Origin of the sequence: Microbacterium suwonense (assembly GCF_030296555.1) — a bacterium.
Classification (GTDB): Bacteria; Actinomycetota; Actinomycetes; order Actinomycetales; family Microbacteriaceae; genus Microbacterium; species Microbacterium suwonense.
The window spans coordinates 2613211-2630379 of record NZ_AP027728.1 but is presented as its reverse complement, the minus strand read 5'-3'; the positions used below and the strand labels follow the sequence as shown (position 1 = coordinate 2630379).

The following is a 17169-nucleotide window of genomic DNA, read 5'->3' as shown; positions in this document are numbered from 1 at the left end:
GCGTCGACAGTGCCGCGGGGCCCGCTCTCGATCATGCTCCCGTGGTCGCCACCTCGACCAGCTCCCGACTCGTCGAGGTCAGATCCCTCACCCCGCCGCGCCACAGCGCAGTGATCGGTCGCACGACGGGCGCGCCTTCCACCGGCACCTCCGACAGGCGTCCGAGCCGAAGATCGTCCGCCACGGCGAGACGCGACAGCACGGCGGGCGCCAGGCCCTCCGCGGCGGCGAGACGGACTGCAGCAGACGTCGGCAGAACCACGGATGGATCGGCGACGTCCCTCCCGAGGCGTGTGCGGACGGCATCCTCCCAGGTCTGCCTGGTGCCGCTGCCCTCCTCACGCGCCACGAGCGCGGCATCCGCCACCTCAGCCATCGCGATCCCATCGCGACCCGACCAGGGATGCGTCGGCGCCACGACCAGCACCAGGGCGTCCACCCCGACAGCGGTCTGCGACAGGCCGCCGGGAATCGTGGACGACTCGATGAAGCCCAGATCCGCCGCGCCTCCGCGCACCAGCTCGGTCACCTCGACGCTGTTACCCGTGAGCAGCCGTACGGCGGTGGGCGTCCCACCGGAGCGCACCTGCCGTTCGCGCAATGCGACCAGCCAGGTCGGGATCATATGAGCCGCAACGGTCTGGCTCGCCGCCACCGTCAGCTCGCGCCGATGCTCATCACGCAGCGTCTCAACGCCGGCGCGGAACCGCTCCGCCCCGGCGAGCACGTCGGCCGCCCAGGAGGCGACGGTCTCGCCCTCCGCAGTCGGCACGACTCCGCGCGGAGTGCGCAGGAACAGCTCCATGCCCAGCTGTCGCTCGATTCCGCGCAGCCGCACCGAGGCCGACTGCTGCGTCACCCCGCAGGTGCGCGCCGCCTGGGATATCGATCCGTAGCGCACCGCCGCGCACAACAGCTCGAGCGCATCCAGCTCCGGAACACCGCGCATTCCACACCTACAATCCGATCCTGTACCCCTATCGACATTATCCCGATACCGCGGGGACCAGGAGACAGGCAGGCTGGTGAGGTGCAGCTCTCCCCCGTGCAGACCCTCCCGCCCCGTCTCCTCACCCGCGGCGCCGACGTGCTTCCCGGCGTGCTGATCACAGCCGCCATCGCCCTCGTCGCCACCGGCATCGGCGCGATCGTCCCGGTGCTCGGATCGGCCGTGCCGGCGATCGTCATCGGGGTGCTGCTGTCGCTCGTACGACCCCGGCTGATGGCCGGGCACGAGAAGGCGGATGCCCGCATCCAGCCCGGCATCGCCTACTCCGGCAAGTTCCTGCTGCAGCTCGCCGTCGTGCTGCTGGGTGTACAGCTGTCGATCGGCGCGATCGCGCAGGTCGGCCTGGAGTCGCTGCCGATCATGCTCACGACGCTCGTGGTCTGCCTGGTCGGCGCGTGGCTGCTGGGACGGATGCTGCGCACCGAGCGGCGCCTGACCACCCTGATCGGCGTGGGCACCGGCATCTGCGGGGCCTCCGCCATCGCCGCCGTCTCGCCCGTGATCGGCGCGGCGAGCGCAGAGATCGCCTATGCCGTCTCGACGATCTTCCTCTTCAACATCCTGGCCGTGGTGCTCTTCCCGCTCATCGGCCATGCACTGAACCTGGATCCGCACACCTTCGGGCTGTTCGCTGGAACGGCAGTGAACGACACGAGTTCGGTGGTCGCCGCCGCCGGGGTGTTCAGCACCCTGGCGCTCGGCTACGCGGTGGTCGTCAAGCTCGTGCGCACGTTGATGATCATCCCGATCAGCATCGGCCTGTCGGTGATGGAAGCACGGCGCAGTGCCCGGGCAGACAGCGCCGCGCAGCCGCTCACCGGCCGCCGGATCGCCAAGCTCGTGCCGTGGTTCCTGATCGGCTTCCTGATCGTCGCGATCGTGAACTCCACGGGCATCATCCCGGACGCCCCGCGCGAGGTGCTCGTGCAGGCCAGCGTGTTCCTGATCGCGATGGCACTGGCCGGCATCGGGCTGTCCACCGACATCCCCGCGCTGCGTCGCGCCGGCTGGCGGCCACTCGCCCTCGGCGGGATGCTGTGGGTGCTCGTGACGGTCACGGCGCTGCTCACGATCGCCGGAACCGCCGCCCTGCGCGGGTAGCTCTGCCATCCCCGGGCCCGCCGCATCTCCCGCGAACCCACAAGTGATTCGCGTGTCACGAATCGCTGCATCATGCGCGCCCGAGGCGGCAAACTGCGCCACCTGAAGCGGGGGATGAAGAAGCAGTCAGAGATCTTCCCGGAGGGCCCGGGCGATGCGCAGCACGGCTTCGCGCAGGAGAGGACGCGGGGTCGCGAAGACGAAGCGGGTGAAGCCGATCGCCGCCTGTCCGCACTGCGCACCGTCGGTCATCGCCACCTTCGCATGCTCGCGGAACCAGGCCCCGAGGTCACCGGTCAACCCGGTCGAGCGGAAGTCGAGCAGGGCGATGTAGGTGCCCTCCGGCACCGTCACCCGCACACCCGGCAGGTGCTCGGCGACCAGCTGGGCCAGCATCCGCCGATTGCCGTCGAGATACTCCACCACCTCGGCCAGCCAACCGCCTCCGCCGGTGTACGCGGCGAGCTGGGCGACCACGCCGATGGTCGCCGTGCCGTGGCCGACCCATCCGTCATTCGCCTTCCAGGCGTCGCGGGTCTCGTCGTTCGAGAAGATCAGCTGCGCGCATTTGAAGCCGGCGAGATTCCACGCCTTCGACGCGGAGGTGGCGGTCAAGGTGTGCGCGTCCGCAGCATCCGACACCGAGGCGTACGGGATGTGCGTCGCCGGTGCGTAGACGAGCGGCGCGTGGATCTCATCGGAGAACACCCGCCCACCAGCATCCGTCACCACCTCGGCGATCCGATGCAGCTCGTCCCGGGTCGCGACCGTGCCGAGCGGGTTGTGCGGGTTGCACAGCACCAGCAGCTCGCCACCGTCCGCGAAGGCCGCGGCGACGGCATCGAGGTCCATCACCCAACGCCCGTCGACCTCGCGGCTGGGCACCTCGATGACCCGCCGGCCGTGCCGCAGCGGCACACTGAGGAACGGCATGTACGCGGGTGTCGGCACGATCACGGCCGCCCCTGGGGCCGTGTACGTCGTGATCGCGAACTCGTACGCCGCGATCACGTCGGGCACAAGGCGCACGTCGGATGCTGCGACGCCCCATCCGTAGTGCTCGGCGTACCAGCGCGCGCTCGCGGTGCACAGCTCGTCGGCGAGTGAGGAGGGCAGGTAGCCGGTGAACCCGGCGCCCACCGCGGCGCCGATGGCCTGCGAGATCGCCGGGGCGACACCGAAGTCCATCTCGGCGACGAACGCGCCGATCGTCTCGGGGAACATCGTCCACTTCAGGCTTCCCGCGCTGCGCAGGTCGCTCTCGGTGATCGCGTCGAACGGATGCCCGGCCACGGCCGCTTCTGCAATGCTCATGTCCCCATTGTGCGGGGTGTCCCCTCGGTCGGCCGAACGATGCGCACCGTGGGTGAGAATGGAGCTGATGACCGATGACAGCGAATCTCAGAGCGCAGGCGATTGCGGGCCCTCCTGCACGTGCGGCGCGCCGCAGCGTCAGACCTTCTCGCTGAGCGTTCCTCCCCGTGCCTCCACCCCGGCGGCGTCCGGCAGCCATCCGATCCCGCAGGCGCAGATCCCGGCCGGAACCTTCCTGATGGGCGACTCGTCCGGTGACGAGAACCGCGGCGACGGTGAGACACCCGTGCACGCGGTGCGCATGTCGGCATTCGAGATCGACACGACCACGGTGACCAACGACGCATTCGCCGCATTCGTCGACGCGACGGGGTACCGCACCGAGGCCGAGACGTTCGGCTTCTCGGCGGTGTTCCACCTCGCCCTCACCGCCCCGGAGTCCGACATCATGGGCCAGGCCGCCCAGACGCCTTGGTGGCTGGGGGTGAAGGGCGCCGACTGGCGGCATCCGGGCGGTGCAGGATCGTCGATCGACGACCTCGGCGACCACCCGGTCGTGCACGTCAGCCACAACGACGCCCTCGCCTACTGCGCGTGGGCGGGACGGATGCTGCCCACTGAGGCGCAGTGGGAGTACGCCTCCCGCGGCGGGCTGGATTCCCGAAAGTACCCGTGGGGGGATGAAGAGGTCTCGGACGGCGGCTGGCGGGTGAACATCTGGCAGGGCAGCTTCCCCCGGGTCAACACCCTGGAAGACGGGTTCCTCACCACCGCACCGGTGCGAACCTTCCAGCCCAACGGCTACGGGCTGTGGCAGACCGTCGGCAACGTCTGGGAGTGGTGCGCGGACTGGTACGACCCGCGCTATTACGCCCGCAGCGCGGTCGCGGATCCGCCGGGCCCGGCATCCGGCAGCGCCCGGGTCATGCGCGGCGGCAGCTTCCTCTGCCACATCTCGTACTGCAACCGCTACCGCAACTCAGCGCGCTCGCAGAACACCCCGGATTCGTCGATGAGCAACGCCGGGTTCCGCACGGTCGCCGCCGTCTGACGCAGACCCTCTCGCAGTTCGCGGGCCCCAGCTGGTCGCCTCATCGCGGTTCGCGGGCCCTGAATGGTCGCCTCACCTCTCCCGAGGCGACCATTCGGGACCCGCGAACGTGGAGTCATGAGCAACATGGCGTCATGGGCGTCATCGACTCATGGCGCGGCGGCTGCGGCGCGACTCAGCGGCGGCGCCTGCGTGCGGCGATCACGATGATGACGATGACCGCGATCAGCAGCACCACGACGGGGGCGATCACCAACGGCCACGGCGTGGAGTCCGGCGCCGTCGAGGTCGGGGTCTGCGTCGCAACGGGCGCCACCGGCGCCGTGCTCTCCACCGGCGCCGTGCTCTCCGTCGACGCCGTGCTGTCCGTCGACGCCGTGCTCTCCGTCGGCGCGGGTGCGGACTCCTCCGCATCCAGCGAGAACGAGTACTCGCCGGAGGTGGGGTGCCCGTCGCTGGAAACGACCTTCCAGGTGACGACGTATGCCCCGTTCGGCATGCCGGGCTTCAGCGGCGTGGTGACGGTGTCGGCCGAGACCACGGGCTCGCCGGCGACCCAGTCCTGGCCGTTCTCATCGACGACGGTCATGGCCGTGCCGCTGTTGTCGGCCAGCGACAACAGGTTGCCCGAGAAGGTGAGCACGACCTGTTCGGGGATGCTCGTCAGCTGCTCGTCGGCGGCCGGCGAACTGGTGATGATCTGGTCGTGAGCGGATGCTGGGGCGGCGACGGCGAGCAGTGCGATGACCGCCACGGCCGTGCCCGCCAGTGCGGTGCGGATTCGGAACATGGGAAATACCTCGATTCGGATGCCGCAGAGCGGCAGGTGTCTGTGAGTCTGCAGGGGTGCGAACGCACCCCGGATGCCGCATCGAGTGCGGCGGTCGAGCCCGGAGTCAGACCAGACGGGGAGGCCCCCTGCGCCGCATCGCATCGAGGCGCGCTCTGCGGATGATCGGGGCGACGAGCACTGTCCACCGGCGGGATGCGGGCCGCTGGGCTCGCGTCGGAACGAGCAGGATCCGACGCAGCCACGCGGAGACAGCGGATGCTGCGGCCAGCAGCGCGCGCACGATCAGCTCGCCGCGATGCAGGAGCACGATCGTCAGCACTCCTGCCGCGAGATGCCCGAACCACATGCCGGCACCCTGCGGCACGAGCACCGCCGTGCCCGGGCCGAGGGCGCCCGGCTCGAAGCCACCCGGGCCGAAGCCGCCCGCGAGGCCGTGCACGTGCGGGGTCAGGACACCTGTCGGCGTGATGCTGCCCAGCACGAACAGCGCGTGGAACAGCAGCTGCGAGAGCAGAACCGACACGCTCAGCCGCAACAGCGAGAGACGCCGCCCCGCCAGCAGCGTGCACACGGTCAGCGACAACAGCCACGGCACGGCAATGCCCAGCATCCCGGGCATGGCGCCACCGGTCCAGACGTGCGAGGCCAGGGCGACGAACGTCGCGACCGTGGCACCGACGAACCCGCGCAGCAGCGGGATCTTACGGGAGGGACGCACGCCTCCATCTTTTCACGCGATCTCACACTGTGGGCTCGAGTGCGGGACGGGTCCGGCCCGCCCACACCGCGCCGGCGCTGGCGACGATCACCAGGGCGATCCCGGTGAGCTCCAGTGCCGAGAGGTGCTGGCCGAGCAGCACGAATCCGGCGGCACTCGCGGTGGCCGGCCCCAGGCTCATCAGCACACCGAACACGGCGGGGGTCAGGCGCCGCAACGCGCTCAGCTCGAGCGCATAGGGGATGGTCGAGCTGAGCACGGCGACAGCCGCCCCCAGCGCGATCAGATCGATGCGCAGCAGAGCGGGTCCGGCATCCGCGATGCCGAACGGCAGCGACAGCAGCGCCCCGAACGCCATCGCCAGCGCCAGGCCGTCGAGCTTGACGAAATCGCGGCCCACCCGCGCCGAGGCGAGGATGTATCCCGCCCAGCTGGCCGCGGCGCCGAGCGCGAACAGCACACCCGGCAGAGTGAGCCGATCCCAGCCACCGCCACCCAGCGCCAGGATGCCCGCGAGTGCGACGAGGGTCCACAGCCACGCCGTTCGCGTTTGCGCGACGATGACGGCGAGCGTGAGCGGACCCAGCACCTCGATCGTGACGGTGACGCCCAGCGGCAGCTCACTCAGCGCCAGATAGAACAGCCCGTTCATCAGGGCCAGCACGCCGCCGAGCAGGAGGGCCGAGCGCCACGCGCGGGCGGAATGCCCTCGCCATGCCGGGCGGGCGATCAGCAGCAGGATCAGCGCCGAGAAGACCAGGCGCAGCATCACCATGCCGAGCGGCCCCACCTGCGGGAACAGCAGCACCGCCAGTGAGGCGCCGATCTCCTGGCACACCAGTCCGGTGGCCACCAGCCCGACCGCCAGAACGCGAGCCGAGGGCGCGCCGAGCGCACCGGGAACGGATGCCCCGGTGCCGGTCACTCCGCGGCCGGAGCCTGGCAGATCGCGCCGTCGGCGATGGCCTGCCCGTACTGCTCGGCGGTGAAGGGCAGACCGAAGTCGGGAGCGGTCTGACCCTCAGCGGCGGGCGACTTCGAGGCGATCGCCGCGAGCTCCCAGGCCAAGTAGGCTGCCGGGCTTCCGCCTGCCGTGGAGTTGTTCAGGGTGACGGCCACGGTGAAGCCGGTCGCTGGATCGGAATAGGCGGCGGTCGCGTAGCCGGGGGTCCAGCCGAACTGGCCGATCATCGATCCGACCAGGAATGCACCGCCGGTCGCCTGATACCAGGCTGGTGCCTTGGCGGAGGAGGGCAGCGGCGCGCCGAAGCGCGCGGGCGTCGCATCCTTCTCGCGCAGGGCCTGACGGGCCTCGGCCTGCACGTAGCGGCCCAGGTCGGTGATCGTCGAGACGGCGCCCGAGTCAGTGAACCCGATGCTCGCGGAGCTCTTGGTGATGTCGATCGGCGCGGTGCAGTCGTAGCCGTCCTCCCCGAGGGCAGGTAGGCGCCCTTCAGCGCCGGCGAGGGCGCGGCGCGGCTGCGGCATCCGAGGGCAGCGAAGTGGAGTCCAGTTCGAGCGGCGTGGTGACGTACTTGCTGATCAGCTGCGAGGCGCTCATCCCCGAGGCGCGCTCGAGGGCCATTCCCAGCATCAGGTACCCGGCATCCGAATCGCGGTAGGCGGTATGCGCGGCACTGCGCTGCGCCCCCAGGCCGAAGCTCGCCAGCTGCAGCGGCGCCCACACCCGCTCGGGCGTGTTCAGCCAGTAGGGCTTCACCGCGCTCTCGGACGAGCCGATGCCGCTGGTGCCGTTGCACAGATCGAGCAGGGTGATGTCGCTGAGGTCGGCGACTCCCGAGACGTACTTCGGAACGGGCGCGTCGAGCTTGATCTTGCCGTCATCGGCCATGCCGTACAGCACATCGCAGGTCATCATGCGGGTCACGTCGGCCACGCGGAAGGACATGTCCTTAGTGACCTTGGTGTCGTCGCCGAGGGCCTGGGTGCCCAGGCCGGTGACCCATTCGCCGCTCCACGGCACCCACACGCCGACGATCGCGCCCGACGATCCGGTGGCGACCATGGCCTGCTCGACGGCCGCCTGCAGCTGGCCCGTGACGTCGTCCGGAAGCTTGGCGTCGACCTGCTCCGGCGGCGTGTAGCTGAACTCCGGAGGGGCCGGCGTGCACGCGGTGAGTGCCAGTGCCAGGCCCACGGCGCCGACGAGGGCAGCGCGCAGACGGCGCGACGAACGAAGATGCATGTATCGACTCTCCCGGGGATGGACTCTCCGAGTCTAGAACGCGGATGCTGGGAGCCCGCCTCTCGGCATCCGTCTTCTGCTCAGCTCTCGATCTTCTGCGCCTGCCTGGCCTCCCACGCCTCGCGCATGAAGCGGCGCACGTCCTCATCCACCCGGATGTCGCTCGGCCGCAGCGGCCGCGACAGATACAGCCCGTCCAGCGACGTCAGCCGGCTGAGTGCCACGTACGTCTGACCGGGCGCAAAGGCCCCCGAGCCCAGGTCGATGATCGCCTGATCGTAGGTCTTGCCCTGCGACTTGTGGATCGTCACCGCCCAGGCCAGGCGCAGCGGGAACTGAGTGAACTCGGCCACCACCTCGCGGGAGAGCGTCTTGGTGCCGGGGTTGTAGGCGTACCGGAACCGTTCCCACACCGCAGGCTCCACATCGAACTCGTCGCCGTCGACCTCCACGCGCACCGTGTCGCCGAGGATGCGGGTCACCGTGCCGATCGACCCGTTCACCCAGCGCGGCGGCTCCCCTGCATGGCGATGTCGTTGCGCAGGAACATCACCTGCGCGCCGACCTTCAGCTTCAGCTCGGAATCGGCCGGGTAGTTCGCTTCGCCGCGCCCGAAGTCGCCGCTCACCTCGGCGCGCGCGATCTGCTCGCGCCCGGCCAGGGCTGCGAGATGGCGGCTGTTGATGCTGTTGACGATGTCGTTCCGGGTGGCGAGGGTGATGATCGGCACCTCGCCGGGTTCGGGCTCGGGAGGTGTGCGGGCGCCCTGGGTGTTGAGCGTCTCGGCGATGTCGGCGGTGACCCGCCCGTAGCGCACGGCGTTCAGCATCGCCTTGAAGCCGTCGTCGGACTGGCGGTGGATGTGCACCAGCTCGTGCACGTGCAGGCGCGTTCCGTACTCACCCAGATCGAGCAGCTGGTCGCCGCTCCCTCCGCTCGACCCGCCCTGCCCCTGCAGCCCGCCGGTCCACACCTTCGCGTCGAAGAACCAGAACGAGCGGTAGTGATCCTGCACGTAGCGCAGCTCGTCGCCGCGCGGCGGCACCGGGGCGAGCTGATACGGATCGCCGAACATCACGACCTGCACCCCGCCGAAGGGGATGCCGCGCTTGCCCCTGGCCTGACGCAGCGATCGGTCGATGGCATCCATCAGATCCGCATTGACCATCGAGATCTCGTCGATGACGAGGGTCTGGATGGCGTTGAGCACACGGCGGGTGGCATCGGACTGCTCGATCTGGCTCTCGGCGATCAGGCCGATCGGCAGCCGGAACAGCGAGTGGATCGTCTGCCCCTCGACGTTCAGGGCGGCGACGCCGGTGGGTGCGCAGATCGCGATCTGCTTCTCGGTGTTCCAGGCGAAGTACTGCAGCAGCGTCGATTTGCCCGTGCCGGCTCGCCCGGTGATGAACACGTGCTCGTCGGTGTCCTCGATGAGACGGAACAGCGTCTGCTGTTCATCGGAGAGGGTCACGGACACGCAACCCATGTTAAGCGCCATGAGTCATCGTGCGTCGCCGCTCGGCTCCGTCCCAGCCGGCGATCCTTAGACTTGACGGCATGATGCAGAGGCGGGGGTCTCACGGCGGCGCTCTGCGCTTCGCACCGATCTGACCATCCTCGGGCTCGTCGGCATTCTGCTCATCGCCGCGCTCGGCGCCGGCGGCATCTCGCTGTACCAGGAGGTGTACAGCCCCTCTGCCTTCGTGCAGCGCTATCTCGACCTGCTCGCCACCGGCCGCGCGGCCGACGCGCTCCGGGTGCCGGGAGTCTCGGCCGATCTCGCCCTGCAGCAGGACACCGGCATCGACGCCTCGTCGTCCGAGGCGCTGCTGCGCGCCGCCGCGCTCGCGCAGCTGACCGATTACCGGGTCACCTCCGAGCAGCCCGACGACGGCACCTACCGGGTGACGACCGCGTACCGAGCCGGCGGCATGCGCGGCACGACGACGTACTCGGTCGTGCAGGACGGCTGGCTGGGTGTGGTGCCCAACTGGCGGTTCCAGCGCAGTCCGCTCGCCGAGATCGAGCTGACCGTGCGCGGCGCCGACGACTTCGCGATCAACGGCTTCGCGCTGAATCGCCACCAGGTCTCCACTCAGGGTGCGGATGCCGACCCGCTGGATCCGCTGCACCTGCTGGTGTTCACACCCGGCGCCTACTCGGTCACCGTCGACACCCCGATCGCCGCGACTCCCGGCGTGCGTGTGCTGGCCGACACCGCCCTCGCCCGCACTCCGGTGGATGTGCAGGCGCACCCCACCGAGAAGTTCACCAGCCTGGTGCAGCAGAAGGTCGAGGAGTTCCTGGCGAACTGCACCACGCAGCAGGTGCTGCTGCCGACCGCCTGCCCGTTCGGTCTCGAGGTGTCCAACCGCCTGGCCGACGGTGCGCTGCCGAAGTGGTCGATCACTCAGCAGCCGACCGTGACGATCGAGCCCGACGGCGCCGACTGGAAGATCCCGCCGACGGATGCCGTGGCCCACATCGACGTGAAGATCAAGTCGGTGTTCGACGGCTCCGTGCACGATGTGTCCGAGGACGTCCCGTTCCAGATCGACGGCACGATCGGCATCCTGCCCGACGGCACGGCATCCATCCGCGTCGGATCCCCGTCGGTCGACGGCGGCTGAGCCCGCCCGAGCCCGCGGCTCAGGGGATCCGGGATTCCTCCTGACGGTCCTGCTCCGCCAGCTTCGCCAGCCGGGCGTTGTACTCCGCCAGCTCGGCGTCTCCCGTGCGGTCGGCGTGCCGGTCACGGCGACGCTGCAGCCTGGCATCCGATCCCGACCACTGGATCCCGACGGTGACCGCCAGGATCAGCGTCGGGATCTCGCCCACCGACCAGGCGATGCCGCCGCCGATGTACTGGTCCTCCATGGGCGTCGGCCCCCAGGTGCGGCCCATCGAGCCGAACCACTCGGCCACCATCAGGCCCTCCTGCATCATGATCGCCATTCCGAAGAAGGCGTGCATGGCCATCACGCCGATCAGGGTGATCAGGCGGCCGGCGTGCGGCAGCCGGTACGGGATCGGGTCGATGCCGATGAGCGTCATCACGAACAGGTAGCCGGAGATCAGGAAGTGGATGATCATCCACTCGTGGCCGAGGTGGTCGTACATCGCCCAGCGCACCAGATCGGTGAAGTAGAACCCCCACAGCGAGGCGACGAAGATCGCGGCCGCGACGAACGGATGCGTGACCACGCGCGAGAACGGCGAATGCACCGCCCACAGGATCCATTCGCGGGCTCCGCGCGTGCCGTCCTCGCGCTTGCGGATGGCGCGCAGCGCCAGCGTGATGGGCGCACCGCTGACCAGCAGCAGCGGAATCGCCATGGTCAGCGCCATATGCCCGGCCATGTGCACGCTGAACAGGTACTCCTGGTACTCGTTGAGCGGGCCGCAGGTGACCCACAGCAGCATCAGCAGCCCGGCCATCCAGAAGATCGTGCGATGCACCGGCCACGCATCGCCGCGGCGGTGCAGTCGCAGGATGCCGGCGATGTACAGGAACGCCCCGAAGCCGACGGCGACCAGCCACAGGATGTCGATGTCGTACGAGGTGAACCAGCGCTGCAGCGTCAGCTCGGGCGGCAGCGGCGTCTGGGTGAGACGCTGCGCGGCGGTCTGCACCGCAGGAGGCTCGTCGCCCTGTGGCGGGGGCGTGCGGGCGAGCGCCGCTGCGGCCCCCGACGCCGCTCCCATCAGGAACAGCTCGCCGAGGATCAGCGTCCAGAACGAGCGCTTCTGCTTCTCGCCGGCAAGATTCGGGATGAGCCTGCGCCGGTACCAGGCCCCGAACAGGCCGAGCCCCACCAGCAGTGCGCCCTTGCCGAGCACGATCAGCCCGTACGGCGAGAACAGCTCGCTCCAGTCGCCGAGGGCCACCACCGTGCGGGCCACGCCCGAGATCGCGACGACCACGAATGCGGCGATCGCGAGCGACGAGTACCGGCTGACCAGCGTCGGCAGATCGATGCGATCGGCATCCTTCTTCGCGCTGCGGTGTTCGCCGACCGCGCGCAGGATGACCAGCAGCATCACGCCGCCCAGCCAGACCGCGGCGCCGACGGTGTGCAGCAGGATCGCATTCACCGCGACGTTGTGGCCGGCCAGGTCGCCGGAGTGCCCCTCGGTCGCCAGCGGGATGAAGGATGCCGCGGCGAGACCCGCGGTGATCAGCGTGCCGGTCCAGCTGCGCCATCCGAAAGCCATCAGGGTGATCACGGCCCCCATCAGCACGGTGATCAGCCAGGACTGGCCGAGCGGCAGGGTGAGCAGGAACATGCCCAGCTGCTCGCCGAAGGAGCGGTCGGCCGAGAGCCGGGGGTTGAAGGCGGCCAGCAGGTTCATGCCGGCCGCGATGGCCGCGGTGACGGTGAAGACCGCGGCACCCACGGATGCCGTATCGAGCGCGATGTCGAAGGGGCGCGTGCCGCTGCGCAGCCCGAACAGCGCGAGCACGAGCGAGCCGAGCATGGCCGCGGCGGCGAGGTTCGAGACGAGCTTGACCGCCGGCAGCCCCCACATCACGATGGGACCGGGATCGAGCAGTTTGGGGGCTCGGCGGCACCGCCGACGGCCAGGGCGACCAGGAGTCCCGCCGTCGCGCCGGCGAGGAGGATCGCCAGGCCGGCCAGACGGTACGCTTTCACGCCTCCAGCCTACGGCTGTTGACTGTGACGGATGCCGGGTGCGAGGCGGACGCACGAGTCATCCCGGTACGCAGAAGGCCGCCCCCGGAGGGACGGCCTTCGTGATGCGGTCTTACTTGACAGCAGCCTTGAGCTTCGAGCCGGCGGTCACCTTGACGCGCTTGCCTGCCGGGATCTTGATCTCGGCGCCGGTCTGCGGGTTGCGGCCGGTGCGGGCAGCGGTGTCGACCTGCTCGAACGAGATCCAGCCCGGGATCGAGACCTTGCTGCCCTTGGCGACAGCGTCGGAGACGGTGCCGAAGAGCGAGTCGAGGACGCGCGAAACGGTGGCCTGGCTCTCGCCGGTGGCGGAAGCAATGCTCGCGACGAGCTCGGTCTTGGTGATGGACTTGTCAGCCATGTCATCCTCCAGCGACGACGTCCGTCGCATCGTGTTGATTACGGGGAAGCCCCCTGGTCGATCGACCGCCTTGAATGTACCAACCACAGCACGGAAATCCGCGTCATTTCGCGGGTTTCGGTGTGTTTTTTCGGCATGTCACGCCACAGGAGTCACATCCGTCACATTTCCACCCTCGCGAAACGCAGGAGATCGCACGAAACACAGGAACGGATGCCAGGAAGCATCCTGCATTTCATGCGAAGTCCTGCAAACGGGGAGCGTCATCGCGGAGCACGGTGCAGGCCCTGGGCGACGGCCTCGGTGATGACGGCCTGCACCTGTTCCCAGTGCTCCATGATCTGCTCGTAGCTGAAGCGAAGCACGTGATAGCCACGCAGATCGAGCTGCGCATCGTGCTCGATGTCGCTCGTGCGCTGGGCTCCCGTGTGCGTCGCACCGTCGATCTGGATCACCAGGCGCTCGCCGATCAGCAGGTCCACACGATGTCCGAGAACCCACGCCTGCGGCAGCATCGGGACGTTCAGCCACCGCAGGCGATGCACGACGATCGTCTCCAGACCCGAATCCGCGAAGGGGCGAGCACGGGCGAGCACGTCGCGCGCCGCCGCCGGAAGAGGAAGCCGGGCCATCGATTGCGCATCGATGAGGTTCCTGTTCAGCGCCGACTCCCACACGATCAGCGCGGTCTCGAACGGCTGACACTGCGCCACCAGGGCCAGTGCGTTGGGCAGATCGTCCTCGACGGCATCCGGCTCTCGTGGCACGATCGGCGCGGACCAGTGCACGACCGTGCGCTGGGGCACCTGGATCCGGCCGGCGTGACGCGGGGCGACGACGTGCCAGTTGCCCTTCTCGGGAACCCACAGACCTCGGCGCTCTGCGACCGTCAGGCAGCTGAGCACCAGTCCTCTACGCACGGCACCGAGAGCCAGCCAGTCAGCATCCTTCACCGCCACCCAGCCGTTTCGCGGCCGGAAGATCATCCCGGCTTGCTTCGCACGGCGAAGGGCGTAGGCCGATACACCGGCGTCGAGAAGCGTTCGGGTTCGCGCGATCCCGCCTCGTCGCCGCAGCTCTTTCACGGGGTCCATGCGCAAGAGTCTGCTCTCGCGGGAGCGCACGCTCGCACCACCAGCACGGCATCTGTGCACAAGTCGGCGACACGTGCGATTGTGCAGGGCTGGTCACAGCATCCGAAACGCAGGAGATCGCACGAAACACAGGAACGGATGCCAGGAAGCATCCTGCATTTCATGCGAAGTCCTGCAGATCGAGCGCGCGGGATGCACAGCATCACGAGGAACACAGAAGGGGCGAGGATCCGAAGATCCTCGCCCCTTCTGAAAGCGACTGCTTACCAGCTGGACTTGGTGATGCCGGGCAGCTCGCCGCGGTGGGCCATGTCACGGAAGCGGACACGCGAGATGCCGAACTTCGTGAGCATGCCGCGGGGGCGGCCGTCGATGGCGTCACGCGAACGCACGCGAACCGGCGACGCGTTGCGCGGCAGCTTCTGCAGGCCGACGCGTGCGGCCTCGCGGGCCTCGTCGGTGGCGTTCGGGTCGACCAGGGTCTTCTTCAGCTCGGCACGGCGCTCCGCGTAACGGGCGACGATGACCTTGCGCTGCTCGTTGCGAGCGATCTTGCTCTTCTTAGCCATGGATCAACGCTCCTCTCGGAATTCGACGTGCTTGCGGACGACCGGGTCGTACTTCTTCAGCACGAGACGGTCGGGGGTGTTGCGACGGTTCTTCTTGGTCACGTAGGTGTAACCGGTGCCCGCCGTCGAACGCAGCTTGATGATCGGACGGACGTCCTGCGCCTTCTTGGCCATTAGAGCTTCACACCCTTCGCCTGGAGGTCAGCGACAACCTTCTCGATGCCACGGGCGTCGATCACCTTGATGCCCTTGGCGGACACGTTCAGGGTGACCTTGCGGCCGAGCGACGGAACGAAATACGTCTTCTTCTGCACGTTCGGGTCGAAGCGGCGCTTCGTCCGGCGGTGCGAGTGTGAGACGTTGTGACCGAAGCCGGGAACGGCGCCGGTCACCTGGCACACTGCTGCCATGTTGTGACTCCTTCTCTACCGTGAGGCCGGACGGCCTCACCCAAGATCCCTTGTCTGCCCCGCCCGCTCACACCGATCAGGGCCCGTCGACATGCTCAGGGACCCGCGCGAATGAGAGGGAGAGACGAACTGTGCACCGGAGTGTGCACAGACAAGGAGTCAGTTTAGCATGGGCGATTCACTTCTCCGCACCGGCGACCATGCCCTTGATGAAGTACTTCTGCAGCATCAGGTAGACGATCAGCACGGGCAGCGCAGACAGCAGCGAAGCCGCCGCAGCCGCTCCCACGTCGCTGGAGGTCGTCGAGAAGAACGTCGCCGTCGCCGGCGCGATCGTGCGCATCTCCGGGCTGCGCAGCAGGTACACGCTCAGCGCGTAGTCGTTCCAGACGTTCACGCTGGTCAGGATCACCACAGTCGCGGTGACCGGTTTCAGCATCGGGACGACCACGCGGAACAGCACCTGCACGGCACTGGCTCCGTCCACCGAGGCGGCCTCCTCGATCGAGAGCGGCAGCCCGCGCATGAACGAGGCGTAGAGGAAGATCGCCAGCGGCAGCTGCGTAGCGGTCATCACCAGGATCATGCCCCAGTAGGTGTTGATCGCATGCCACTGGCTCATCATCGAATACAGCGGCACCAGGATCGACAGCGGCGGGATCATGATCAGCCCCACGACGCCGGCGAGCACCAGCTTGTTCGCCAGGGTGGGCCGCCGTGCCAGCGGATATGCGGCGAGCGCCGCCAGCACGCACACCAGCAGGGTGGCGCCGAGTGTCACGATCGCGCTGTTGCCGATGGCCCGGAGAATGCCGCCCTGCTCGACCGCCGTGGCGAAGTTCTGCCAGTAGATGCCCCCGGACGGCGGTAGCCACTGCGATGACAGGTCGCTGCGCCGCTTCATGGCTGAGGTCACGGTGATGTAGAACGGCAGCAGCTGCAGCAGCACCGCCAGCAGCACGGCGGCCGCGATCCCCACCCGCGCCGGCAGTGGCGAGTGAGCGGATGCCGGAGATGCCGCGGTCACAGCTGCTCCAGCCTTCGCCGATTCAGCATGGTGTTCAACGCCAGCGTGAACACGGCGATGATGAGGAACAGCACGACCCCCATCGCCGACGCATAGCCGGCGCGCTGACTGCCGAAGTACATCTTCGCGATCAGCGTCGACACCGAGTTGGTCGAGTAGCCGGGACCTCCCCTGTGAGCACCTGGATGACGTCGAACAGCTTCAGGCCGCCGATCAGATTCAGCACGATGCTGGTGGCGAAGGCCGGCTGCAGCATCGGCACGGTGATGTGGCGGAACGACTGCGCAGCGTTCGCGCCGTCGAGCCGAGCGGCCTCGTAGTACATCGTCGGGATCGACTGCAGGCCCGCCAGGTAGATGACCATCGAGATGCCGACGAACTGCAGCGAGTTCACCGCGATGATCACGGCGATCGCGGCACCGGAATCGCTGAGCCAGGCGGTGCGTTCACCGCCGAGGGCGATCACGAGGTCGTTGAGCCCGCCGCCGTTGTAGGAGAAGAAGAGGTAGTACATCGTGCCCATCACCACGGGCGAGACCAGCACGGGCAGGTAGATGATCGCTCGTGCAATGCCCCGGCCGCGCACGGCCCGATCCAGCGCCAGTGCCAGCCCCAGGCCGATGATCTGCTGCAGAACCGTCGACCCGACGCCGTACAGGAAGGTGTTGCCTAGGGCGGTGCGGAAGTTCGGATCCTCGAACAGCCGCAGATAGTTCTCCAGCCCCACGAAACGACGCTCCGGCGAGTAGCCGTCCCAGTTGGACAGCGACAGCAGCACGCCGTTCAGCAGCGGCCACAGCGTGAAGACGCCGAGCACCG

Annotated in this window: 20 protein-coding genes and 1 pseudogene; 3 read left to right on the top strand and 18 right to left on the bottom strand. The window is 68.6% G+C overall.

All coding sequences use genetic code 11. The features are described 5' to 3' along the window. Positions 1-31: 31 nt before the first annotated feature. Entirely contained in the window at positions 32-949 is a 918-nt protein-coding gene (locus QUE33_RS13180; protein ID WP_286300631.1) for a LysR family transcriptional regulator, read from the bottom strand. Between the two features lie 81 nt (positions 950-1030). Between QUE33_RS13180 and QUE33_RS13175 the strand changes: the two genes are divergently transcribed. Beyond that, positions 1031-2110, top strand: a complete 1080-nt coding sequence (locus QUE33_RS13175) for a YeiH family protein (RefSeq protein WP_286300630.1) — start codon at positions 1031-1033, stop codon at positions 2108-2110. A gap of 126 nt (positions 2111-2236) precedes the next feature. Here the strand turns inward: QUE33_RS13175 and QUE33_RS13170 are convergent, their stop codons facing one another. Beyond that, positions 2237-3424 carry a MalY/PatB family protein gene (locus QUE33_RS13170; protein ID WP_286300629.1) on the bottom strand — a complete coding sequence of 396 codons (1188 nt, stop codon included), beginning with the start codon at positions 3422-3424 and terminating at the stop codon, positions 2237-2239. A gap of 67 nt (positions 3425-3491) precedes the next feature. Here QUE33_RS13170 and QUE33_RS13165 point away from each other — a divergent pair, with 67 nt between their 5' ends. Next, on the top strand, positions 3492-4475 hold the full coding sequence (locus QUE33_RS13165; RefSeq protein WP_286300627.1) for a formylglycine-generating enzyme family protein: 984 nt from the start codon (positions 3492-3494) through the stop codon (positions 4473-4475). Positions 4476-4650: 175 nt separating this feature from the next. On the opposite strand, the gene QUE33_RS13160 is transcribed toward QUE33_RS13165, so the two are convergent. From QUE33_RS13160 to QUE33_RS13135, 6 genes and pseudogenes are all read right to left on the bottom strand, one after another. Beyond that, positions 4651-5265 (bottom strand): copper resistance CopC family protein, encoded by a 615-nt coding sequence (locus tag QUE33_RS13160; protein ID WP_286300625.1) that lies wholly within the window; start codon positions 5263-5265, stop codon positions 4651-4653. A 106-nt stretch (positions 5266-5371) separates the two neighbouring features. Further along, positions 5372-5986 carry a hypothetical protein gene (locus QUE33_RS13155; RefSeq protein WP_286300623.1) on the bottom strand — a complete coding sequence of 205 codons (615 nt, stop codon included), beginning with the start codon at positions 5984-5986 and terminating at the stop codon, positions 5372-5374. A gap of 22 nt (positions 5987-6008) precedes the next feature. Further along, the gene (locus QUE33_RS13150) at positions 6009-6911 is read right to left on the bottom strand and encodes an EamA family transporter (RefSeq protein WP_286300622.1); all 903 of its coding nucleotides are present in this window, start codon (positions 6909-6911) and stop codon (positions 6009-6011) included. Then, on the bottom strand, positions 6908-7474 hold the full coding sequence (locus QUE33_RS13145; RefSeq protein ID WP_286300620.1) for a serine hydrolase domain-containing protein: 567 nt from the start codon (positions 7472-7474) through the stop codon (positions 6908-6910). Before QUE33_RS13145 ends, QUE33_RS13150 begins: the two co-directional genes overlap by 4 nt. Further along, the gene (locus QUE33_RS13140; RefSeq protein ID WP_286300618.1) at positions 7440-8192 is read right to left on the bottom strand and encodes a serine hydrolase domain-containing protein; all 753 of its coding nucleotides are present in this window, start codon (positions 8190-8192) and stop codon (positions 7440-7442) included. Before QUE33_RS13140 ends, QUE33_RS13145 begins: the two co-directional genes overlap by 35 nt. An 80-nt stretch (positions 8193-8272) precedes the next feature. Then, positions 8273-9681 (bottom strand): annotated as a pseudogene (locus QUE33_RS13135) (ATP-dependent DNA helicase). 196 nt (positions 9682-9877) lie between these two features. On the opposite strand from QUE33_RS13135, the gene QUE33_RS13130 reads away from it, so the two are divergent. Continuing rightward, the gene (locus QUE33_RS13130) at positions 9878-10825 is read left to right on the top strand and encodes a hypothetical protein (protein ID WP_286300617.1); all 948 of its coding nucleotides are present in this window, start codon (positions 9878-9880) and stop codon (positions 10823-10825) included. Between the two features lie 19 nt (positions 10826-10844). Here the strand turns inward: QUE33_RS13130 and QUE33_RS13125 are convergent, their stop codons facing one another. The 10 genes from QUE33_RS13125 to QUE33_RS13085 all read right to left on the bottom strand — a co-directional run bounded on the left by QUE33_RS13125 (position 10845) and on the right by QUE33_RS13085 (position 17167). Beyond that, positions 10845-12725, bottom strand: a complete 1881-nt coding sequence (locus QUE33_RS13125; protein WP_350226562.1) for a bifunctional copper resistance protein CopD/cytochrome c oxidase assembly protein — start codon at positions 12723-12725, stop codon at positions 10845-10847. Then, entirely contained in the window at positions 12725-12850 is a 126-nt protein-coding gene (locus QUE33_RS16265; protein ID WP_350226462.1) for a hypothetical protein, read from the bottom strand. Before QUE33_RS16265 ends, QUE33_RS13125 begins: the two co-directional genes overlap by 1 nt. Before the next feature lie 112 nt (positions 12851-12962). Next, entirely contained in the window at positions 12963-13250 is a 288-nt protein-coding gene (locus tag QUE33_RS13120; protein WP_087129650.1) for an HU family DNA-binding protein, read from the bottom strand. Positions 13251-13513: 263 nt separating this feature from the next. Beyond that, complete coding sequence (locus QUE33_RS13115; RefSeq protein WP_286300611.1) at positions 13514-14344, bottom strand: type IV toxin-antitoxin system AbiEi family antitoxin domain-containing protein; 831 nt, start codon at positions 14342-14344, stop codon at positions 13514-13516. A 263-nt stretch (positions 14345-14607) separates the two neighbouring features. Further along, a complete protein-coding gene (gene rpsN, locus QUE33_RS13110; protein WP_286300609.1) occupies positions 14608-14913 on the bottom strand; it encodes a 30S ribosomal protein S14 in 306 nt (101 codons plus the stop codon). Positions 14914-14916: 3 nt separating this feature from the next. After that, positions 14917-15087, bottom strand: coding sequence for a 50S ribosomal protein L33 (rpmG, locus tag QUE33_RS13105; RefSeq protein ID WP_046014935.1), 171 nt, complete (start codon positions 15085-15087; stop codon positions 14917-14919). Further along, positions 15087-15323 carry a 50S ribosomal protein L28 gene (rpmB, locus tag QUE33_RS13100; RefSeq protein ID WP_286300602.1) on the bottom strand — a complete coding sequence of 79 codons (237 nt, stop codon included), beginning with the start codon at positions 15321-15323 and terminating at the stop codon, positions 15087-15089. The genes rpmG and rpmB overlap by 1 nt, the downstream gene beginning before the upstream one ends. A 178-nt stretch (positions 15324-15501) precedes the next feature. Further along, positions 15502-16350: a carbohydrate ABC transporter permease gene (locus tag QUE33_RS13095; RefSeq protein WP_286300601.1), complete on the bottom strand. Its 849-nt coding sequence runs from the start codon at positions 16348-16350 to the stop codon at positions 15502-15504. Next, a complete protein-coding gene (locus tag QUE33_RS13090) occupies positions 16347-16493 on the bottom strand; it encodes a hypothetical protein (protein WP_286300600.1) in 147 nt (48 codons plus the stop codon). The genes QUE33_RS13095 and QUE33_RS13090 overlap by 4 nt, the downstream gene beginning before the upstream one ends. Next, entirely contained in the window at positions 16481-17167 is a 687-nt protein-coding gene (locus QUE33_RS13085; RefSeq protein WP_286300597.1) for a carbohydrate ABC transporter permease, read from the bottom strand. The genes QUE33_RS13090 and QUE33_RS13085 overlap by 13 nt, the downstream gene beginning before the upstream one ends. Positions 17168-17169: the final 2 nt, after the last annotated feature.